The 20,155-nt window shown below is 69.8% G+C and carries 19 protein-coding genes; 6 read left to right on the plus strand and 13 right to left on the minus strand.

Annotated features, from left to right (window positions below; translation table 11 throughout):
• Nucleotides 1–43: 43 nt before the first annotated feature.
• The 7 genes from ACFYVR_RS01385 to ACFYVR_RS01415 form a co-directional block, all read right to left on the minus strand.
• Nucleotides 44–1,090 carry a ferrochelatase gene (locus ACFYVR_RS01385; RefSeq protein WP_387468838.1) on the minus strand — a complete coding sequence of 349 codons (1,047 nt, stop codon included), beginning with the start codon at nt 1,088–1,090 and terminating at the stop codon, nt 44–46.
• Between the two features lie 10 nt (nt 1,091–1,100).
• On the minus strand, nt 1,101–1,937 hold the full coding sequence (inhA, locus tag ACFYVR_RS01390) for an NADH-dependent enoyl-ACP reductase InhA (protein ID WP_387468840.1): 837 nt from the start codon (nt 1,935–1,937) through the stop codon (nt 1,101–1,103).
• 57 nt (nt 1,938–1,994) lie between these two features.
• Nucleotides 1,995–2,717, minus strand: coding sequence for a 3-oxoacyl-ACP reductase FabG1 (gene fabG1 / locus ACFYVR_RS01395; protein WP_387468842.1), 723 nt, complete (start codon nt 2,715–2,717; stop codon nt 1,995–1,997).
• A 100-nt stretch (nt 2,718–2,817) separates the two neighbouring features.
• Nucleotides 2,818–3,798 (minus strand): VWA domain-containing protein, encoded by a 981-nt coding sequence (locus tag ACFYVR_RS01400; protein WP_387468845.1) that lies wholly within the window; start codon nt 3,796–3,798, stop codon nt 2,818–2,820.
• Complete coding sequence (locus tag ACFYVR_RS01405) at nt 3,795–4,775, minus strand: DUF58 domain-containing protein (protein WP_387468848.1); 981 nt, start codon at nt 4,773–4,775, stop codon at nt 3,795–3,797. The genes ACFYVR_RS01400 and ACFYVR_RS01405 overlap by 4 nt, the downstream gene beginning before the upstream one ends.
• Nucleotides 4,772–5,911 carry an AAA family ATPase gene (locus ACFYVR_RS01410; protein ID WP_387468850.1) on the minus strand — a complete coding sequence of 380 codons (1,140 nt, stop codon included), beginning with the start codon at nt 5,909–5,911 and terminating at the stop codon, nt 4,772–4,774. The genes ACFYVR_RS01405 and ACFYVR_RS01410 overlap by 4 nt, the downstream gene beginning before the upstream one ends.
• Before the next feature lie 50 nt (nt 5,912–5,961).
• Nucleotides 5,962–6,351 carry an NlpC/P60 family protein gene (locus ACFYVR_RS01415; RefSeq protein WP_387470258.1) on the minus strand — a complete coding sequence of 130 codons (390 nt, stop codon included), beginning with the start codon at nt 6,349–6,351 and terminating at the stop codon, nt 5,962–5,964.
• On the opposite strand from ACFYVR_RS01415, the gene ACFYVR_RS01420 reads away from it, so the two are divergent.
• The gene (locus ACFYVR_RS01420) at nt 6,343–7,194 is read left to right on the plus strand and encodes a pentapeptide repeat-containing protein (protein WP_387470260.1); all 852 of its coding nucleotides are present in this window, start codon (nt 6,343–6,345) and stop codon (nt 7,192–7,194) included. The genes ACFYVR_RS01415 and ACFYVR_RS01420 overlap by 9 nt on opposite strands.
• 716 nt (nt 7,195–7,910) lie before the next feature.
• Here the strand turns inward: ACFYVR_RS01420 and ACFYVR_RS01425 are convergent.
• Entirely contained in the window at nt 7,911–8,417 is a 507-nt protein-coding gene (locus ACFYVR_RS01425) for a DUF6676 family protein (RefSeq protein ID WP_387468853.1), read from the minus strand.
• Nucleotides 8,418–8,819: 402 nt separating this feature from the next.
• Between ACFYVR_RS01425 and acnA the strand changes: the two genes are divergently transcribed.
• Together acnA and ACFYVR_RS01435 are read left to right on the plus strand one after the other, a co-directional pair.
• Nucleotides 8,820–11,624 (plus strand): aconitate hydratase AcnA, encoded by a 2,805-nt coding sequence (gene acnA, locus ACFYVR_RS01430; protein WP_387468855.1) that lies wholly within the window; start codon nt 8,820–8,822, stop codon nt 11,622–11,624.
• Nucleotides 11,625–11,888: 264 nt separating this feature from the next.
• Nucleotides 11,889–12,455 carry a TetR/AcrR family transcriptional regulator gene (locus ACFYVR_RS01435; RefSeq protein WP_387468856.1) on the plus strand — a complete coding sequence of 189 codons (567 nt, stop codon included), beginning with the start codon at nt 11,889–11,891 and terminating at the stop codon, nt 12,453–12,455.
• Nucleotides 12,456–12,484: 29 nt separating this feature from the next.
• Here the strand turns inward: ACFYVR_RS01435 and ACFYVR_RS01440 are convergent, their stop codons facing one another.
• The 3 genes from ACFYVR_RS01440 to ACFYVR_RS01450 form a co-directional block, all read right to left on the minus strand.
• Nucleotides 12,485–12,712, minus strand: a complete 228-nt coding sequence (locus ACFYVR_RS01440; RefSeq protein ID WP_387468859.1) for a helix-turn-helix domain-containing protein — start codon at nt 12,710–12,712, stop codon at nt 12,485–12,487.
• A 79-nt stretch (nt 12,713–12,791) separates the two neighbouring features.
• The gene (locus ACFYVR_RS01445; RefSeq protein ID WP_387468861.1) at nt 12,792–14,423 is read right to left on the minus strand and encodes an ABC-F family ATP-binding cassette domain-containing protein; all 1,632 of its coding nucleotides are present in this window, start codon (nt 14,421–14,423) and stop codon (nt 12,792–12,794) included.
• A gap of 6 nt (nt 14,424–14,429) precedes the next feature.
• Nucleotides 14,430–14,831: a DUF1622 domain-containing protein gene (locus tag ACFYVR_RS01450; protein WP_387468863.1), complete on the minus strand. Its 402-nt coding sequence runs from the start codon at nt 14,829–14,831 to the stop codon at nt 14,430–14,432.
• A 65-nt stretch (nt 14,832–14,896) separates the two neighbouring features.
• On the opposite strand from ACFYVR_RS01450, the gene ACFYVR_RS01455 reads away from it, so the two are divergent.
• Nucleotides 14,897–16,024 carry a lycopene cyclase family protein gene (locus ACFYVR_RS01455; RefSeq protein WP_387468865.1) on the plus strand — a complete coding sequence of 376 codons (1,128 nt, stop codon included), beginning with the start codon at nt 14,897–14,899 and terminating at the stop codon, nt 16,022–16,024.
• A complete protein-coding gene (locus tag ACFYVR_RS01460; protein ID WP_387468867.1) occupies nt 16,021–17,073 on the plus strand; it encodes a TIGR03617 family F420-dependent LLM class oxidoreductase in 1,053 nt (350 codons plus the stop codon). Before ACFYVR_RS01455 ends, ACFYVR_RS01460 begins: the two co-directional genes overlap by 4 nt.
• Here the strand turns inward: ACFYVR_RS01460 and ACFYVR_RS01465 are convergent.
• Both ACFYVR_RS01465 and ACFYVR_RS01470 read right to left on the minus strand, forming a co-directional pair.
• Nucleotides 17,036–17,845: a metal-dependent hydrolase gene (locus ACFYVR_RS01465; RefSeq protein ID WP_387468869.1), complete on the minus strand. Its 810-nt coding sequence runs from the start codon at nt 17,843–17,845 to the stop codon at nt 17,036–17,038. The genes ACFYVR_RS01460 and ACFYVR_RS01465 overlap by 38 nt on opposite strands.
• A gap of 123 nt (nt 17,846–17,968) precedes the next feature.
• The gene (locus ACFYVR_RS01470; RefSeq protein WP_387468871.1) at nt 17,969–18,631 is read right to left on the minus strand and encodes a TetR/AcrR family transcriptional regulator; all 663 of its coding nucleotides are present in this window, start codon (nt 18,629–18,631) and stop codon (nt 17,969–17,971) included.
• Nucleotides 18,632–18,981: 350 nt separating this feature from the next.
• Between ACFYVR_RS01470 and ACFYVR_RS01475 the strand changes: the two genes are divergently transcribed.
• A complete protein-coding gene (locus ACFYVR_RS01475) occupies nt 18,982–20,133 on the plus strand; it encodes an acyl-CoA dehydrogenase family protein (protein WP_387468874.1) in 1,152 nt (383 codons plus the stop codon).
• The last annotated feature ends 22 nt before the right edge of the window (nt 20,134–20,155 follow it).

A 20,155-nucleotide genomic window follows, 5' to 3' on the forward strand; every position in this document is an offset into this window, starting at 1 on the left:
ATCGTCGCGACGAAGTGCACCACCATACGGCGTCCAACGCCGATCAGCGCGACGGCCTCCGCGGCGGCTCGCAACAGCCGACGGCGCAGAGCGCACCGTTCGTGCCCGCGCCGTACAGCGGTTCGGTGCCGAGCCTGCGGGCCGGCGCACCGGTCAGTTGCTCGGCCACCAGCTCCGCGACCAGTTGCGCGAACCGCGGGTCGGTGCCGGGGGTGCCGACCCGGACGTAGCCGAGTCCGAGTGCGGCCGCCCGGTCCCGCGCCTCGGTGTCGAGGTCCCAGATCACCTCGAGATGGTCGGAGACGAAACCGACGGGGCACACGATCACCGCCGGGGCGCCCGCCTCGGCAAGGGCGTCGAGGTGGTCGCAGATGTCGGGTTCGAGCCACGGAATGTGCGGCGGCCCGGACCGCGACTGCCACACCACGTCGTACTCGTCGATCCCGGCCGCCGCGGCCACCAGCCGGGCGGACTCGGCCACCTGCCGGCTGTAGAGCCGGCCGCCGTCCGCGGGCGGCCCTGCCGACGCGTCCGCGGACACCGGTACCGAGTGCGCGGTGAACACGAGCCGGGCGTCGTCTCGCACGGCTGCCGGCAGTTCCGCACGCGCCGCGGTGATCGCGTCCACGAACGCCGCGACCATCAGCGGGTGATCGTGGTACTGACGCAGTTTCGTCAGATCCGGTGCACCCTCGACCGCGGCGCGGGCGCGCGCGACGTCCTCGTGGTACTGCCTGCACCCCGAGTACCCGCCCCACGCCGACGTCGGGAACACCAGCGCCGAGCGGACACCGTCGTCGCGCATGCGGGCGACGGTGTCCTCGACCGTCGGGTGCCAGTTCCGGTTACCGAAGTACACCGGCAGTTCGGTTCCCGCCGAAGCGAACTCGGCTTCCACCGCGGCGATGATGTCGCGGTTCAACCGGTTGATCGGCGACACCCCACCGAAGTGCAGGTAGTGCTCGACCACCTCGTCGAGGCGTTCGGGCGGCACCCCCCTGCCGCGGGTGACGTTCTCGAGGAACGGCCGCACGTCGGCGGGCTTCTCGGGCCCGCCGAACGACAGCAGGAGCAGGGCGTCGTACGTCATCGGGCTCGGCTCAGGCGGTCGGCAGGTTCTCGGGCAGCCAGGTGTTGTGGCTGGCGCCGCCGTCGACGTACACGATGGAGCCGGTGGTCGCGGGCAGCCAGTCGGACAGCAGCACGACCACCGACTTCGCGACGGCGGTCGGGTCGTCGAAGTTCCAGCCGATCGGGGACGCGGCGTCCCAGTACACGTTGAGCTGGGCCATCTTCGCGGCGTCATCGGTGGCGGTACCCGCGATCGCCTTCGCCGCGAGGGTCCGGATGGGACCGGCGGCAACGAGATTCGAGCGGACCTTCTTGGCCTCGCCGACTTCCCGTGCGACGTACCGGTTCACCGACTCGAGCGCGGCCTTGGCCACACCCATCCAGTTGTAGTACGGCATCGCGGTGCGCGGGTCGAAGTTCATGCCGACGATGGAGCCACCCTCGTTCATGACCGGCAGCACGGCGCGGGCGAGGGACGCGTAGCTCCATGCGGAGATCTCGAACGCCTTCGCCGCGTCCGGGCCGGGTCCGTCGAGGAAGGGCTTCGCGTCGGGTCCCATCAGCGTCTTGGGGGCGAACGCGATCGAGTGCAGGACGCCGTCGACACCCTCGGGCGCGTGCTCACGGACGCGGTCGGCGAGGGTGGCGAGGTCGTCCTCGCTGGTGATGTCGAGTCCGATCGCGGGCGGCACCTCCTGCGGCAGCCGCTTGGCGATCCGGTCGATCAGCCGCAGCCGCTCGGGGATGCCGGTGATGATCACCTTCGCGCCCTGCTCCTGCGCGACCTTGGCCGCATGGAACGCGATCGACGCGTCGGTGATGATGCCGGTGACGAGGATGGTCTTGCCTTCGAGCAGTCCGCCCATGGTTGTGCTCCTCCTTCAGATGGAAGTCGTGGTGTGCGAGGGGTCCCGAGCTCCCGGTCAGTGACCCATGCCCATGCCGCCGTCGACGGGGATCACGGCACCGGAGACGTACGCGGAGTCCTCGGACGCCAGGAAACTGACCACGGCGGCCACGTCCTCCGGCCGCCCGAGGCGCTGCAGCGGAATGAACTTCTTGGCGGTGTCACGAAGGTCCTCGGAGAGCTCCGCGGTCATGTCCGTCTCGATGAAGCCGGGCGCGACGACGTTGGCGGTGATCGAGCGCGACCCGAGCTCCCGGGTGACCGAACGCGCCAGACCGATCACGCCGGCCTTGGACGACGCGTAGTTGATCTGACCGGCCTGGCCCGCGAGCCCGACCACGGAACCGAGGAAGATCATCCGGCCCCAGCGGCCGCGCAACATCGCACGGTTCGCCCGCTTGGCGCACCGGAACGCACCCGTCAGGTTGGCGTCGATGACAGTGGTGAACTGCTCCTCGGTCATCCGCATGAGCAGTGTGTCGTCGGTGATACCCGCGTTCGCGACCAGCACCTCCACCGCACCCTGGTGTTCCTCGACCTCGGTGAACGCCCGGTCCACCGACTCCGAGTCCGTGACGTCGCACTGCACACCGAACAGTCCGTCGGGCACACCCGACCCGCGATGGGTGACCGCCACCTTGTGACCGTCCGCGGCGAGACGCTGGGCCACCGCGAGGCCGATGCCGCGGTTGCCTCCGGTCACGAGCACGGAGCGGGACGGGGTGGACGCATTCGTCATTCGATCAACCTATCTGTTGTGGTTCAGGGGTGATGCGGCAGCACGGTGTGACGGACCGTGCGTGCGGGACGGCCGCGTCATTCTGACAGCCGCCGTGTCGTCACGGCAGACGTTGGCGCAGGACGAGCGCGGCGGCCAGGCCCGCAGTGGCGCAGAGCACGCCGAGCACCAGCCACGCCCGGCTGGCGTCGCCGCGGGTGGTCTCGAACCCGATCTGCTCCTCGAGGGTGTCGTAGACGCGGTTCAGTTCCTCGAGGCTGGATGCGGTGAAGAACGTGCCCCCCGAGAGGTTCGCGATCTCCCGCAGCGACGGGTCGTCCACGGGCACCGCGATGCGGTCCTCCCCGATGTCCACGGTGCCGTAGGAGGTGCCGAACGAGATCGTCGAGATCGGCACGTTCTCCTCCTTCGCCTGCCGGGCCGCGGTGTAGCCACCGCGCGGGTCGTCCGGGCTGTCGGGCACGGTCTGCTTGCCGTCGGAGAGCAGCACGATCCGCGCCGGCGGCACCTGGTCGCCGCCGCCGAGCACCGCACCGAGGGTGTGGATCGACTGCAGTGCCGTGAAGATGGCCTCGCCCGTCGCGGTCCGCTCCGCCAGGGTGAGGTGGTCGATCGCGGCCTTGGTCTCCTCGCGGTTGACGGTCGGCGACACCAGCACCGACGCCGTCCCGGCGAACGCGACGAGGCCGAGGTTGATGCCGGGGGTCAACCCGTCCGCGAACTGCTTGGCGGCCTCCTGCGCGGCGGCGAGCCGGGTGGGAGCGACGTCGGTGGACTTCATCGACAGCGACACGTCGATGACCAGCATCACCGTCGCCCGGTTCCGCGGCACCCGCTTCTCCGAGGTCGGGCCGGCCAGGGCGACCGTCAGCAACAGCAATCCGACGAGAATCAGTGCGGTCGGCAGGTGCCGCAGCCGTCCCGGACGCGCCGGCGCCACCTTCTCGAGCATCTCGAGGTTCGAGAACCGCAGCAGGTGTTTCTGCCTGCGGCGCTGCGCCAGCACGTAACCGACCGCCAGTGCCGCGACCACGACGAGGAACGCCAGCCACCACGGGGAGGCGAACTGGGTGAGACTCACTGGCGGCCCACTCGATTCACCCGAGAACCATAACTGTGCCGCCTCGCGGCGACGAACCGCACGACGTCGGCGATCCAGTCCCGGTCGGTGCGCAGACCGAGCACGGGTGCACCGCACCGGCGCAGGGTCTGCTCGACCCGGGCGCGGTGTTCCTGCGCGGCCGCCGCGTAGTCGGCGCGCAGTTGCGCAGTGGTGGTGAACTCGCGGGTGCGCCCGGTCTCGGGGTCGTGGAGCACGACCTCGCCGAGATCGGGAAGTTCGAGGTCGCGCGGGTCGAGCACCTCGACGCCGAGCAGGTCGTGCCTGCCGGACACCGCGCGCAGTGACCGCTCCCAGTCCAGTGGCCCGAGGAAGTCGCTGATCACCACCGCGAGACCGCGCCGACGCTGGGGGCGGCGCAGCGACTCGATCGCCCCCCGCAGGTCTCCCCGCACCCCGTCCGGCGCGTGCGGCGTGGTCGCGATGGTCCGGAGCATGGCCTGCGCATGCAGCCGCCCGCCCCGAGCCGGGATCCGCACGCTGTGGTGGCCGGTCGCCACGATCGCCCCGATCCGGTTACCGCCACCGCTGGTGAGGTAGGTGATCGCGGCGGCCGCTGCGACGGCGAGGTCCCTCTTCTCGGCGCCGACGGTCCCGAAGTCGAGGCTCGCCGAGAGGTCGACGACGAGCCAGGTCTCGAGCTCGCGGTCGGCGACGGACTGCCGCACGTGCGGATGGGTCGTACGGGCGGTGACCGACCAGTCCATCTGCCGGACGTCGTCACCGGGCTGGTACATCCGGGCGTCGCCGGGTTCGGTGCCGGGACCCGGGATCAACCCGAGGTGCTCGCCGTGCAGCACACCGTCGAGCCGGCGTCGCACCGTGAGCTCGAGGGTGCGCAGTGCGGCCGCGAGTTCGGGGTCGCGCAGCTGCCCGGAACGCAGGGTCGGCAGCGGCGAACCGGACGGGGACGCCCCGGCGGAGCCGGCGGTCGTCACCGCGGTGCGCCGCCGACCGGAGCCGCCGGCGCGGTCGCGGGCTGGGTCTGCGTGGCAACCGGCGCCACCGGCTGCGCGGCCACCTGCGGCAGACCGACCGTCTGCAGTACCCGGGTGATGACGTCGTCGGGGCTGATCTCGTCGGCGAGTGCGTCGTACGACAGCACCAGGCGGTGCCGCAGCACGTCGGGCATCACGTCCAGGATGTCCTGCGGCACCACGTAGTCACGCCCCCGCACCATGGCAAGGGCGCGGGAGGCGGAGATGATGCCGAGGGTGGCGCGCGGCGAGGCGCCGTAGGAGATCCAGCCCGCGACCTCCGGGAGACCGAACTGGTCGGGTGTGCGGGTCGCCGCGATCACCCGGACCACGTAGTCGACGAGCGCGTGGTGCACGAACACGCCACCGGCCGTCTTCTGCAGCCGGATCAGGTCGTCCGGACCGAGTACCTGTCGCGGTTCGGGAGCCCCGACACCCATCCGGTAGACGATCTCGCGTTCCTCCTCGACCGACGGGTAGTCGACGAGCACCTTGAACAGGAAGCGGTCGCGTTGCGCCTCGGGCAGCGGGTAGACGCCCTCGTTCTCGATCGGGTTCTGGGTGGCCATGACGAGGAAGGGCTCGGGCATCGGGAACGTCTTGCCACCGATGGTGACGTGCCGCTCGGCCATCACCTCGAGCAGCGCCGACTGCACCTTCGCGGGCGCCCGGTTGATCTCGTCGGCGAGCACGAAGTTCGCGACGACGGGACCGAGCTCGATGTCGAACGCCTCCCGGCCCTGCCGGTAGATGCGGGTGCCGACGAGGTCGGTGGGCACCAGGTCCGGGGTGAACTGGACACGCGAGAACGAGCCGCCGACGACGGTCGCGAACGTCTCGACGGCCAGGGTCTTCGCAACGCCGGGAACACCCTCGAGCAGCACGTGTCCCTTCGCCAGCAGGCCGACGAGGATGCGTTCGACCAACCGATCCTGGCCGACGATGACGCGCTTGACCTCGTAGATCACCTTCTCGAGCAGTTGCGCGTCGGAGTGCACCGCGCTGGCAGTGCCGGCCGGACCGGAGTTGGCCGAGGCCCCCGTTCCGGAGCCCGAGTCCTGTCCCGACCCACTGCCGGTCGCGTCCGCTGACGTCACCAAGAATCCACCGCTTTCACTCGCGCCCCGGACCGACTCGCCGAGTCGGGTCAGGACACCATCCGGACCACGTACGGGGTCATGCCGTCCCAGCGCAGCGGCGAGACCTTGACCACCGATCCCGACTGCGGAGCTTCGATCATCTCCCCGTTGCCAAGGTACAGCGCCACGTGCTGGCTGGCATTGGGCCCGTAGAAGACCATGTCGCCGCGTTTCATCTGCGAACTCGGTACCTGCTCTCCGGCGGTGTACTGGTAGCCGGTGTAGTGCGGCAACGAGATCCCGATGCCCGCGAACGCGTAGATCATCAGCCCCGAGCAGTCGAACCCGACCTTGTTGTAGTCGCCGTAACTGTCGGCGACACCGCCGTCGCGGATACCGAGGGTGGGCCCGTTCTCGTCGCCGCCGCCCCACGCGTAGGTGACACCGAGCTGGGACATCGCGCGGTCGACGACCGTCTCGATCGCGGCGGTGCCGGTGACCGACGGTTTCGTCGGCTTCGGCGTACTCGGTTTCGTCGTGCTCGGTTTCGTCGTGCTCGGCTTCGGCGTACTCGGTTTCGTCGTGCTCGGTTTCGATGTGCTCGGCTGGGGTTTCGCGGTCGTGGTGGGCGCGGACCCGGTCTCGTCGGTACCCGATTCGTCGGTACCCGATTCGTCGCCGGGCTCGGCTGCGCTCGTGTCGCCGGGGTCGTCCTCGATCCGGGTGTGGCTTCGCTGCCCCTCGGCCAGCTCCCGGGCGCGGTCCCGCGCGGCTTGGTCGGCGGCGACCCGGGCGGCGGCCTGCGCGGCGGCCTCCTTCGCCGCCTCCGCGGCCGCGGCGGCAGCGGCCTGCTCAGCGGCCCGCTGCAGGTCCCAGTTGACGAAGGCCTGGCGCTGGCTCTGCAGCCCGGCGACGTTGTCGCGCGCGGCGGCGAGCTGAGCCTCCGCCGACGCCTTCTGCGCTTCGACGGCCGACTTCTTCCCGGCCTGCTCGGCGAGCGCGGCGCGCGCAACGACGATGGCGTTCTCCGCGTCCGCCTTGCGCGCCTCCGCGGCGGCGGCCGCCTCGTCGGCCTGCTGTTTCGCCTCGCGGGCGGCGGAGTTCTTGTTGGCCTCGACCGTCCGGGCCCGCTGCAGCGCGTCGAGGACGGCGTCCTTGTTGGTGGCGAGAATGCGCATCACCTGGGCGCGGTCGAGGATGTCGTTCGGGCCCTGCGATCCGATGAACGAGGCGATGGAACTGACGCCGGTGCCCTGCCGGTAGGTGTTGGCGGCGAACTCGTCGAACCGCACCTGGGCTAGGTCGATCTGCGCGCCGGCGTCCCGCAGCGCCTGGAGTGTCGTTCCGACGGCGCCGGCCGCCACACTCGCGGCGTCGCGCGCGTTCTGCAGGTCGACCAGCGCCTTGTTGACGTCCTCACGTTTGATTGCGACCGCGTCGTCGAGCGCGCGCAGTTGCTGGTCCGCCGCGGCGACCGCGTTGATCAGTGCACCGACCTCACCGACCCGGGCGGCGACACCCTCGTCGGCCTGCTGCAGGTCCGCGTCGCTCGGGTTCGGCGGTGGCGGAGGGACCGCGGCCGCGATGCCGGGACTGCTCGCGACGAGCGAGACGACGATGCCGAGCCCCACGAGCAGGGACGTGCCGCGGGATCTCCTGCGCGAGGATCCGCGCGGTGTCCTTCGCATCACTGTGCTCTCCCTCGGTTCGCGACCGGCAGGGGAAGGGGTGCGCGCCGAAGTAGAGCCACGGGTGCACTCACTCGTGAACTCCGGTGGACACAGGCCACTCGGACGACCGGCCTGCCCACAGCGACACTTCTTCCCCAAAAGCGCCAATGGCACCGTACGACACTTCGCGCACTGATGAAACTCCAGTCACAAATGACACATCGGTAATTACACCGCACTCACCCCACGTGTACAGGGAGTAGCTTCAGATGAGGCGAAAGATATTTTCCGACTTGATTTTTCGTCCGACACGCCGGACGGCCGTGCGGCGGGAAGTCGGCGCGGGTTCAGGAACCGTCGCGCGCCTGCCGACGTGAGCGCAGAGCCCACGTCACTCCGGCCGCACCGGCGACCACCGCGACCAGGCCGACCGTGATCAGACCGTAGGGCGGGTCCGGGCGGACCACCGCGTCGAGGAATCCGCTCGCGGAATCGACCACATCTCCCGTGTAGGCATGGTCCTGCGCGTCCTCGATCGTGACCCGCGCCAGCGAATCGCTGTACGTCCCCACCCAATTCGGACTCAGCACGAGCACGGTGCCGCCGTCCTCGACGCCCACGTCGGTAGCGATGTCACGCAGCTGCGAATCCCGCCCCGGGTTCTCGTCGAGGACCACGACCTTCAGTTCGATGCCGTTCTCGCGCGCCCGGGCGACCACGGTCTCGAGGGCGGAGACGTCACCGGCCGGCGCGGACACGCCGTCGTCGGCCAGGTCGGCGAGAACGGTGTCCATGTCGACCGACGGCGGAATGTCGGCCGCAGCGGGGAGGAACAGGGCGTGGGCAGCAGGCATCTCTCATCCGTCGGACTCGGTGTGTGGTTGTCGGCCGACCGCGTCGGGCCCCGTCGAACTCCCCACAGTTCGACGGACGAGCGCGTGCGTGAGGCCGCTCCGCACACTACGGGACGGCGAGCGCCACGGATCCGAACCCGCCCTGGTTTGCGAAGACCGCGGGCGACGAGAAGGATCGCTGCTGTGCGGCCCGAGGACACACCGCTGTCCCGCGAGCCTCACAGGACAAGCGTACTGTTAGACTTGCCGCGAGGTGCTTCGGCGCGACCCACCCGGTCGGTTCGGCACGAGTCGGTTTCGGCGTGATTCGACCGTCCGGCTCGTTCCCGGTCGCCGCGATGACCTCGCTTGCCGTCGACACAGCCCCGTCGACGGCGAACATCGAAGACGAGTGGAGCTGACGTGAGCACCAGTATTGATTCGTTCGGCGCCAAGGGAACCCTCGAGGTCGGTGAGAACTCCTACGAGATCTTCCGACTGAAGGCCGTACCCGGCACCGAGAAGTTGCCCTACGCACTGAAGGTTCTGGCAGAGAATCTGCTGCGCACCGAGGACGGTGCGAACATCACCGCCGACCACATCCGCGCGATCGCGAACTGGGACCCCTCGGCCGAGCCGAGCGTCGAGATCCAGTTCACCCCGGCCCGCGTCATCATGCAGGACTTCACCGGCGTGCCCTGCGTGGTCGACCTCGCCACCATGCGTGAGGCCGTCTCCACCCTCGGTGGCGACCCGAACAAGGTCAACCCGCTCTCCCCCGCCGACATGGTCATCGACCACTCGGTCATCCTCGACGTATTCGGCCGCGCCGACGCCCTCGAGCGCAACGTCGACCTCGAGTACCAGCGCAACGGCGAGCGTTACCAGTTCCTGCGCTGGGGCCAGGGCGCGTTCGACGACTTCAAGGTCGTCCCCCCGGGGATGGGCATCGTCCACCAGGTCAACATCGAGTACCTGGCTCCCACCGTCATGACCCGCAACGGCCAGGCGTACCCGGACACGTGTGTCGGCACCGACTCGCACACCACGATGGTCAACGGCCTCGGCGTGCTCGGCTGGGGCGTCGGCGGCATCGAGGCCGAGGCCGCGATGCTGGGCCAGCCGGTCTCCATGCTGATCCCCCGCGTCGTCGGCTTCAAGCTGACCGGTGAGATCCAGCCCGGGGTGACCGCCACCGACGTCGTGCTCACCGTCACCGACATGCTCCGCAAGCACGGTGTCGTCGGCAAGTTCGTCGAGTTCTACGGCGCCGGCGTCGCCGAGGTCCCCCTCGCCAACCGCGCCACCCTCGGCAACATGAGCCCCGAGTTCGGTTCCACCGCAGCGATCTTCCCGATCGACGGCGAGACCATCAACTACCTGCGCCTGACCGGCCGCAGCGACGAGCAGCTCGCGCTCGTCGAGGCGTACGCCAAGGAACAGGGCATGTGGCACGACGCCGCGCACGAGCCCGCCTACTCCGAGTACCTCGAGCTGGACCTCGGCACCGTCGTGCCCTCGATCGCAGGCCCGAAGCGTCCGCAGGACCGCATCCTGCTGTCGGACTCGAAGAACGCGTTCCGTCGGGACATCCACACCTACGTGGAGGACCACAACCCGGCCGATCACAGCCAGCTGGACGAGGCCGTCGAGGAATCGTTCCCCGCGTCCGATCCCGCCGCGCTCTCCTTCGCGGATGACGCTGCAGGAGCCGTGGCCTCGGCTGCGAACGGCGCCGAGGGCCGCCCGACCAAGCCGGTCAAGGTCACCACCGACGAGCAGGGCGACTTCATCCTCGACCACGGCGCCGTGGTCGTCGCGGGCATCACGTCCTGCACCAACACGTCCAACCCGTCCGTCATGCTGGGCGCCGCTCTCCTCGCCCGCAACGCGGTCGAGAAGGGCCTGTCCACCAAGCCGTGGGTCAAGACCAACATGGCTCCGGGCTCGCAGGTCGTCAACGACTACTACGAGAAGGCCGGCCTGTGGCCGTACCTCGAGAAGCTCGGCTACTACCTGGGCGGCTTCGGCTGCACCACCTGCATCGGCAACACGGGCCCGCTGCCCGAGCCGATCTCGAAGGCCATCAACGACAACGACCTCTCCGTCACCGCGGTACTCTCCGGCAACCGCAACTTCGAAGGCCGTATCTCCCCCGACGTCAAGATGAACTACCTGGCGTCCCCGCCGCTGGTCATCGCCTACGGCCTCGCGGGCACCATGGACTTCGACTTCGAGACCGACGCCCTGGGCCAGGACACCGACGGCAACGACGTGTTCCTCAAGGACATCTGGCCGTCCGCGCAGGAGATCGACGACACCATCAAGTCGGCGATCAGCCAGGACATGTTCCGCAAGTCCTACGCCACCGTCTTCGCCGGTGACGAGCGCTGGCAGGGCCTCAGCACCCCCGAGGGCGACACCTTCGCGTGGGACGACAACTCCACCTACGTCCGCAAGGCTCCGTACTTCGACGGCATGACCATGGACCCGGCTCCGGTCACCGACATCTCCGGCGCCCGCGTCCTCGCGCTGCTCGGCGACTCGGTCACCACCGACCACATCAGCCCGGCAGGCCCGATCAAGCCCGGCACCCCCGCCGCGCAGTACCTCGACTCGCACGGCGTCGAGCGCAAGGACTACAACTCCCTCGGCTCGCGTCGTGGCAACCACGAGGTGATGATCCGCGGCACGTTCGCGAACATCCGCCTGCAGAACCAGCTCCTCGACGGCGTCTCCGGCGGCTACACCCGCGACTTCACCCTCGAAGGCGCACCGCAGTCGTTCATCTACGACGCGTCGCAGAACTACCAGGCAGCCGGCATCCCGCTGGTCGTCCTGGGCGGCAAGGAGTACGGCTCCGGCTCGTCGCGTGACTGGGCGGCCAAGGGCACCAGCCTGCTCGGCGTCAAGGCCGTCATCACCGAGTCGTTCGAGCGCATCCACCGTTCCAACCTGATCGGCATGGGCGTCATCCCGCTGCAGTTCCCGGCGGGCGAGTCGGCCGGATCCCTCGGCCTCGACGGCACCGAGGTGTTCGACATCGCGGGCATCGAGGAGCTCAACGCGGGCACCACGCCGCGCACCGTGAAGGTCACCGCCACCAAGGGCGACGGCAGCACGGTCGAGTTCGACGCGGTCGTCCGCATCGACACCCCCGGCGAGGCGGACTACTACCGCAACGGCGGCATCCTGCAGTACGTGCTGCGCAACATGATCCGCGGCTAGGCGAGTGGCGCCCGAGCGTGCCTTCGGCATTCTCGGGTGCCACCCACTTGTGCGCGTTTTCGGCACCAGGGCGCACAAAGCGCGCACGACCATCCGTGCAGTTCCGGCAGGTTCGATCGGATGTGGTCGTGCGCGCTTTGCGCATTGGCGAGGTGACTCGCGAAGGCCGAGAACGCGCACACGTGACCGACGCAGGAGGCCGTGTGTCTGTGGCGACCGACGAAGGAGGTTGCCGCACACACACGGACGACAAGGAGGAAGCCTGTGCCCAAGGTCAGTGAGGACCATCTCGTCGCCCGACGGAGGCAGATTCTCGACGGTGCCCGCCGCTGCTTCGCGGAGTACGGCTACGAGGGCGCCACGGTGCGGCGGCTCGAGGATGCGACAGGGCTGTCGCGGGGTGCGATCTTCCACCACTTCAAGGACAAGGACGGTCTGTTTCTCGCACTCGCCCACGAGGATGCGACGCGGATGGCGGACGTCGCCGCGGAGGAGGGTCTCGTGCAGGTGATGCGGGACATGCTGGCGCAGCCGGACCAGTTCGACTGGCTGGCAACGCGTGTCGAGATCTCACGGCGTCTGCGCACCGATCCGGAGTTCGCGCGTGAGTGGAGTGAGCGCGGTGTCGAACTCACCGAGGCGACCGTGGCCCGCCTGGAGCGGCAGAAGGAGGCCGGGCGGCTGCGCGACGACCTGCCGACCGGCGTCCTGGTCAGCTACCTGGACCTGGTGCTGGACGGGCTGATCGCCCGCATCGCGTCCGGCCACGGTGGCGAAAACCTTTCCGCCGTCCTCGATCTCGTCGAGGAGTCGGTGCGGCGGCAGGACTGACGGACCGCGCGCCGTCCCGGGGTGCGGAATCAGGCTCCGTGGACGGCGCGACGGCGGTTGGGTCCGCCGCGGCCGCGCAGCTCGACTCCCGCCTCGGTGAGCAGGGTGCGGATGAAGCCGTAGGACCTGCCGGTGGTTTCGGCGAGCGAGCGGATGCTGGCGCCACTGAGGTATCGGTCGCGCAGCTCCGACTGCATCTCGTCGCGGTCCCCGCCGGACACGCGGACACCCTTGCGGACCGGCCCCAGTTGCGCCATCGCCAACCCTCCACCATGTGACCCAGATCACGTCCGTGGTCCAGGCTAGTACGAATCCGCGGCGGGTGCGGGCGAGATGTCAGGCCAGCTGGATGAGCTCCAGGTACTCCTGCGACCAGTGGTCCTCGGTGCCGTCCGGGAGCAGGATGACCCGCTCCGGGTTGAGGGCCTCGGCGGCGCCGGGGTCGTGGGTGACGAGGACGACGGCGCCCTTGTAGCTGCGCAGCGCGTCGAGCACCTGCTCGCGGGAGATCGGGTCGAGGTTGTTGGTCGGCTCGTCGAGCAGCAGCACGTTCGCCGCCGACGACACCAGCCCGGCGAGGGCGAGGCGGGTCTTCTCACCGCCGGACAGGGTGCCCGCGGGCTGGTCGAGCTGCGGCCCTGTGAACATGAACGCCCCGAGCAGCCCCCGCAGGTCCTGCTCCCCCGCGTCGGGTGCGGCGTGCCGGATGTTCTCCCACACACTCGCGTTGTCGTCGAGGGTGTCGTGTTCCTGGGCGAAGTAACCGACCTTGAGCCCGTGACCGGGAACCAGTTCGCCGAGGTCCGGCTTCTCCGCGCCCGCAAGCAGTCTCAGCAGTGTCGTCTTGCCGGCGCCGTTGAGGCCGAGGATGACGACGCGGCTGCCGCGGTCGATGGCGAGGTCGACGCCGGTGAAGATCTCGAGCGATCCGTACACCTTCGTCAGGTCCTTCGCCATCAGCGGAGTCTTGCCGCAGGGCGCCGGCTCCGGGAACCGGATGTGTGCGACCTTGTCGGCGACCCGCACGTCGTCGAGGTCCGCGATCAGCTTGTCGGCACGCTTGGCCATGTTCTGGGCAGCCGTCGCCTTGGTCGCCTTCGCCCCGAGCTTCGCGGCCTGCTGACGCAGCGCGGACGCCTTCTTCTCCGCGTTCGCGCGCTCACGGCGCCGGCGCTGCTCGTCGGTGGCGCGGGCGTCGAGGTACTTCTTCCAGCCCATGTTGTAGATGTCGGCCTCACCGCGCACCGCGTCGAGGAACCACACCTTGTTCACCACGTCGTTGAGGAGATCCACGTCGTGGCTGATCACGATCAGTCCGCCGTCGTGGTTCTGCAGGAAGCCACGCAGCCAGGTGATGGAGTCGGCGTCGAGGTGGTTGGTCGGTTCGTCGAGCAGCAGCGTGGTGTTCGACTTGCCGCCGGAACCGTCGGAGGCGGCGAACAGGATCCGCGCGAGTTCCACCCGACGACGCTGACCACCGGAGAGGGTGCGCAGGGGTTGTGCGAGGACGCGGTCGGGCAGGCCGAGGCTGCTGCAGATCCGCGCGGCCTCCGACTCGGCCTCGTAGCCGCCGAGCGCACCGAAGCGGTCCTCGAGCGACCCGTACTTGCGTACGGCCTTGTCGCGGGTCGCGTCGTCGGCGGCCTCGGCCATGATGGCCTGCTGCTTCTCCATGCTGCGGATGATCTCGTCGAGACCGCGGGCGGACAGGACGCGATCCTTCGCGAGGACGTCGAGGTTGCCCTCCTTGGGGTCCTGCGGCAGGTAGCCGAGGTCGCCGCTGCGCACGACGGCGCCGGCGTACGGCTCGCCCTCACCGGCGAGAATGCGCAACGTCGTGGTCTTGCCCGCGCCGTTTCGGCCGACGAGACCGATACGGTCGCCGGCCTGCACGCGCAGGGCGGATCCGGGTGCCGAGAGGAGGGTTCGCACACCGGCACGAACTTCGAGGTCGGTGGCGGTAATCACGACGGTTCAGCTTACCGGAGTTACCGGCCCGTCTCCGCCGGGGTGCGTCACAGCCGTCCCGACGGGATGCTCGCCCTCCTGCCACGGCCACCGCCCGCTTATCTCGAGTTGGAGCGACCAGCTCAGGAAGGTCCGGATGAGGACGATCAGCGCCAGGACGCCGACGGAGGTGAAGGTGGGCGTCACCGCGACGGTCTTGATGATGTCGGCCGCCACCAGGAACTCCAGTCCGAGCAGGATCGACCGCCCCAGGTTGCGCCGGTAGGGCACGTACACCGGCGCGCCCGGCCGGGTTCGGCTCGTGGACAGGGCGATCCAGCTCGCCACCGCGCCGCCGACGACGATCACGGCCACACCGACGAGGTCCACGACGGACCCCACGGTGGACATCACGGACTCCAGGTGCATGCGGCCCTGCCTTTCCCTGTCGCTGGCAACAGCGTCGCAGGTTTGCGGCACTAGCGTGGAACTCCATGAGCGACGGACATGTCCCCGACCTCGCCGTGGTCGGTCTCGGTCCGGCGGGACGGGCCCTGGCGCACCGCGCCGCCGCGGCCGGCCTCGACGTCGTGGCGGTCGACCCGGCGTCGGCTCGGCCCTGGACCCCGACCTACGCCGCCTGGGCGGACGAACTGCCGCGCTGGCTCGGCACCGGCGTGGTCGCGGCGCGGGTCGCCCGTCCGCGGGCGCGTGGCAGCCGCGACCACGTACTGGACCGGGAGTACGTCGTGCTCGACAACACCGCTCTGCGCGTTGACCTCGCCGGCGTACGCGTCGTCACCGGCCGGGCCGCGCACCTCGCCGACCACACGGTCACCCTCGACGACGGCGTCACGCTGCCGGCCCGCCGGGTCGTCGACGCCCGGGGCGTTCGTCCTGCGCCCGCGCTCGCCGAGCAGACCGCGTACGGCCTGGTCGTGCCGCCCGCGGTGGCGGCACCCGCGCTCGCGGACGCGGAAGCGTTGTTCATGGACTGGACCCCCGACAACGGTGCCGACCCGGACGCGCCGCCGTCCTTCCTCTACGCGGTCCCGCTCGACGCCGACCGTGTCCTGCTGGAGGAGACGTGCCTGGTCGGCAGGCCCGCGCTGGGGACCGCCGCGCTGCGCGAGCGGCTCCTGACCCGCCTTGACGCGCGGGGCGTCCGCCCACCCGCCGACGCCGCGGTCGAGCGCGTGCGGTTCCCGGTCCAGGCACCGCCGACCCCGACCTTCGCGTTCGGCGCCCGCGGCGGCATGACGCATCCCGGCACCGGCTACAGCCTCGCCGCGTCCCTCGCCGCCGTCGACACCGTCGTCGACGCGCTCGTGGTGGGGTCCGACCCGGCGGGGGCGCTGTGGACTCGCCGCGCCCGAGCCGTCCGGGCGCTGCGCGCGGTCGGGTCGAGGGCACTGCTCGCGCTGCCGCCCGCCCGGGTCCCCGGCTTCTTCGACGAGTTCTTCGAGCTTCCCCCGGAACTGCAGCGCGCGTACCTGTCCGCCCGGGACCGCCCGCGCGACGTCTCGGCCGCGATGTGGTCGCTGTTTCGCCACGCGTCGATGCCGGTGCGGCGCACACTGATCGGCGCCGCGCTGCCCGCACGCAGGAGAGGACACCGATGAAGGTCGAGATCCAGCTCGACGCCGCACCCGCCGACGCCGCCGTCCGCGCCGCCGAACTGGCGGGCACCGGCATCGCCGGACTGTTCACGTTCGAGGGACCGCACGACGTCTTCTTCCCGCTGGTCGCGGCCGCACCGGTGGTGAACGTGGACCTGGCGACGAACGTGGCGATCGCGCTGCCGCGCAGCCCGGTGCACCTCGCGCACGCGGCCTGGGACCTGCAGTCGCTCAGCGGCGGCCGCTTCCGGCTCGGGCTCGGGTCGCAGATCCGCCCACACATCGAGAAGCGTTACGCGGCGACGTGGTCGCGGCCCGCCGCCCGGATGCGCGAGACGGTGCTCGCCGTGCGGGCCGTCCTCGATTCGTGGCAGGACGGCACGCGACTCGACTTCCGCGGCGAGTTCTTCACGCACACGCTGATGCCACCGGCCTTCGTCCCGGGCCCGAACCCGTTCGACACGCCGCCGATCCTCCTCGGCGCACTGGGCCCGGTGATGACCCGCACCGCCGCCGAGGTCGCGGACGGACTGCTCGTCATGCCGTTCAACAGCGAGCGGCACTTCCGTGAACGCACGCTGCCCGCAATACAACTCGGCCTCGACCGGGCGGGGCGCGAGCGCACCGATCTCGAGGTGGTGCCGCAGGTGATCGTGGCGACGGGACGCACCGAGGCCGAGTTGTCCGCGGCGACGACGGGCGTGCGGGGCCTGCTCGCGTTCTACGGATCCACTCCCGCGTACCGTCCGGTGCTCGAGGTGGAGGGCTGGGCCGACCGGCAGGAGCCGCTGAACGCCCTGTCGAAGCGAGGTGCGATCGCCGAGATGATCGACCTGGTCGACGAGACGATGGTGGACACGCTCGCCGTCCGCGGTACGCCGGAACAGTGTGCCGCGCAGATCGCGCGTCGCTTCGGCGCCCACGCCGACCGGGTGTGCTGCTACTTCCCCGGGTACGACGTGGACCTGGCGCACGTCCGCGATCTGGTGGATGCGCTCGGCAACGTGCCCGCCGCTACCCGCGGGTCTGCCACTGCGCCAGCGCGTCGCTGACCGCGGCGGGGACACCGTCGAGCGCCCACAACGCCAGCCCGACCGCCGCGAGGGTGAGCAGCGGCCCGAGGATGGCACGCTCGAACGGCCCGCCCGCCCGGATGGACAACGCCGACGGCAGTTGCAGTTCCCACCAGCGGCGGCCACCCCACGGCAGCAGCGGCGCGAGAAACGGCACCCCCTCCTTGGTGATCGCGTCACCGAGGCAGTGCACGGCGCACCCGAGTCCGACCGCGACCCCGAGTGCCCGCGATCCGACCTCGTCGGGGTACCAGGTCCAGGTGAGCGCGGACAGGACACCGGCGACCATCGTCACGCCGACCCAGCCGTAGCGCTTCGCCCAGCCTCCGGCGAGCCCCCGCAGCGCCAAGCCGAGGGTGAGGAACAGCGTCCCGATGATCGCCGGCTGACCGAACGCGACGATCAGTGCCGACACCCCCGCACTCACCGCGATCGCGAACAGTGCTGTGTGGGTGAGTGTTCGGTGCCCACCGTTGCGCTTCGGGTCCCGGCGGCCGCGGGTCAGCCGGTAGTACCACAGCGACACCTCGTCGACGACCTTGGCGAGGATCCAGCTGGCCGGGCCGAACGATCGGGCAACCGTCGACTGCGTGGTGTCGAGATCGGGCAGCAGCGCGGCCCCGGCGCACACGCCCGCGAACGTGAACACCTCGGCCGTGGAGGTGGGCCCGCCCCACTCGGGTGGAAGCACCTGGGCGGCGAGCAGACCGGCGACAGCTCCGGAGACGGCGTGGGTGGCACCCATCACCATGACGGCATCATCACGAACGCGAAACCCTTTCGGACAGCGGAGGATAGGGCGCTGCCCGAGTCGGACCGCCCACTGGGCACCGACAGTATCAACCCCCACCGACGCGGCGGCGAGGCCGTGCGTTCACTCCGTGAGGTACCGGTACGACTCCCGGCGTGCGGGCGCGACGATCGTGTCGAGCACGAAACGCAGTTGCGCGCGGATGTACGCGTCCGCGGTGAACTTCGGCGCGAAATGCCAGTGTTTGAGCGCCCATCCGTGCGCGATCATCATCAGGTCGAACACCATCAGGTCCACGTCGATGTCGTTCATCACCCCCGCGGCGATGCCGTCCTCGAGCGCGGCCGACAGCGGAGCCGAGGTGGCCACCTCGAGTTCCTTGAGGGTGTCGCGTCCCTGCTGGTCGAGCGTGCGACTCTCCCGGTAGGTGAGCGCGACGGCGTCGAGGTTCCCGTCGACGATCTCCACGTAGCGGCGGAAGCCGGCGACGAACCGTTCCACCGGGTCGTCGCCGGCGGCGTCGATCGCCGGCTGGATCTGGTCCCGGAACTCCTCGAGGATGTTCACGATCGTCGCCAGCAGGATCTCCTCCTTGCCGCCGAAGTACTTGTAGATCAGCCCGACGCTGACGTTGGCCTCCTCGGCGAGTGCCTGCATCGACATCTGGTGGAATCCGGTGCGCTGCATGACCACGACGGCCGCGTCGAGCACCTGCCGCCTCCGCGAGCTGGCCCGGACGGCACGTACCGCCTCCTCGACCTGCATTCCCGCACTGTCCTTGGCCACCTCGACTCCTCTCGGCCAGCGGCGTACACCGTTGTCCTCCACCGTAGGGCACCGAACCGGGACACCGGCCACCGCAGGTCCGCGACCCCGCGCGTCCGCTCGGGCGTGGCCCCCCACCACACCCTTGACATCTTCGCGGGCGTCGCCCTGCTCGGCGCGTGCCTCACGGCACTCGTACCCACGCGACCCGCGGCAGCCACGAGCCGACCGAGCTCCGAACGGACCTTGACACCCCACGGAAGCGAATCTACATTCATCTTGAGTGAATGACAATTCATTCTCATTCCGTATTCGCAACCCCGCGCACCCGGCCTCAGCGCACCAGCGGTGCCCCCCAGCAAGGAGTCGACATGGATCTGGCACTGACGGAGGAGCAGCAGAGCTTCCGGCAACTCGCGCGTGACTTCCTCGACAAGGAGGTGGTCCCGCACCGTGCCGCCTGGGACCGCGCCGAATCGGTGGACATCTCGATCGTGCCCAAGCTCGCCGAGATCGGATTCTTCGGGTTGACCATTCCCGAGGAGTACGGCGGCATGGGAGGTGACTACATCACCTACTGCATCGGCATGGAGGAACTCGGACGTGCCGACTCGGCGGTGCGAGGCATCGTGTCCGTCTCGATGGGCCTCGTGGGCAAGGTGATCCTCTCCCACGGCACCGAGGACCAGAAGCACGAGTGGCTGCCCCGCATCGCGTCGGGCGAGGCGCTGGCCTGCTTCGGTCTCACCGAACCCGACAACGGTTCCGACCCGGGACATCTCAAGACCCGCGCGGTGCGCGACGGCGACCACTACGTGATCAACGGATCGAAGATCTTCATCACCAACGGGACCTGGGCGAACCTCTGCCTGGTCTTCGCCCGCACCGGGGGCCCCGGCCCGAAGGGGATCTCCGCGTTCCTGGTTCCCACGGACACCCCGGGCTTCGAGTCCCGCGAGATCCACGGCAAGCTCGGCCTGCGCGGCCAGGCGACGGCGGAGCTGTACTTCACCGACGTGAAGGTGCCGGCGAGCGCGATGCTCGGCGCGGAGGGCGAAGGCTTCTCGATCGCCATGCACTCCCTAGACAAGGGGCGGGTCTCGGTCGGCGCGGGGTGCGTCGGCATCATCGCGGGCTGCCTCGAGGCAGCGGTGGACTACGCCACCAACCGCAAGCAGTTCGACCGTCCGATCGCGTCGTACCAGCTGATCCAGGACATGATCGCGGACATGTCCGTCGATGCCGATGCCGGCCGGTTGCTGACCTGGCGGGCCGCCGACCTCATCGAACGTGGTGAGCCGTTCGGCACCGCCGCGTCCAAGGCGAAGTACTTCTGCAGCGAGGCCGCGGTGCGCGCCGCCAACAACGCGATTCAGCTCTTCGGCGGTTACGGCTACGTCGACGAGTACCCGGTTGCCAAGTACATGCGCGACGCGCGCGTGATGACGCTGTACGAGGGCACGAGTCAGATCCAGAAGCTGCTGATCGGTCGTGCCGAGACCGGTGTCAGCGCGTTCCTGTAGACCCACGAACCACCACGGCAGG

The sequence above is a fragment of the Rhodococcus sp. NPDC003318 genome (assembly GCF_042879035.1).
Classification (GTDB): Bacteria; Actinomycetota; Actinomycetes; order Mycobacteriales; family Mycobacteriaceae; genus Rhodococcus_G.

What these genes read in the sequence shown, in the direction of transcription:
- ACFYVR_RS01465 (WP_387468869.1), bottom strand. Translation starts at nt 17,845, where the DNA reads ATGGTGATGGGTGCCACCCACGCCGTCTCCGGAGCTGTCGCCGGTCTG.
- ACFYVR_RS01415 (WP_387470258.1), bottom strand. Translation starts at nt 6,351, where the DNA reads ATGTCCCAGCTCGGTGTCACCTACGCGTGGGGCGGCGGCGACGAGAAC.
- ACFYVR_RS01460 (WP_387468867.1), top strand. Translation starts at nt 16,021, where the DNA reads ATGAAGGTCGAGATCCAGCTCGACGCCGCACCCGCCGACGCCGCCGTC.
- ACFYVR_RS01475 (WP_387468874.1), top strand. Translation starts at nt 18,982, where the DNA reads ATGGATCTGGCACTGACGGAGGAGCAGCAGAGCTTCCGGCAACTCGCG.
- ACFYVR_RS01450 (WP_387468863.1), bottom strand. Translation starts at nt 14,831, where the DNA reads ATGCACCTGGAGTCCGTGATGTCCACCGTGGGGTCCGTCGTGGACCTC.
- fabG1 (WP_387468842.1), bottom strand. Translation starts at nt 2,717, where the DNA reads ATGACGAATGCGTCCACCCCGTCCCGCTCCGTGCTCGTGACCGGAGGC.
- ACFYVR_RS01385 (WP_387468838.1), bottom strand. Translation starts at nt 1,090, where the DNA reads ATGACGTACGACGCCCTGCTCCTGCTGTCGTTCGGCGGGCCCGAGAAG.
- inhA (WP_387468840.1), bottom strand. Translation starts at nt 1,937, where the DNA reads ATGGGCGGACTGCTCGAAGGCAAGACCATCCTCGTCACCGGCATCATC.
- ACFYVR_RS01425 (WP_387468853.1), bottom strand. Translation starts at nt 8,417, where the DNA reads ATGCCTGCTGCCCACGCCCTGTTCCTCCCCGCTGCGGCCGACATTCCG.
- ACFYVR_RS01455 (WP_387468865.1), top strand. Translation starts at nt 14,897, where the DNA reads ATGAGCGACGGACATGTCCCCGACCTCGCCGTGGTCGGTCTCGGTCCG.
- ACFYVR_RS01440 (WP_387468859.1), bottom strand. Translation starts at nt 12,712, where the DNA reads ATGGCGCAACTGGGGCCGGTCCGCAAGGGTGTCCGCGTGTCCGGCGGG.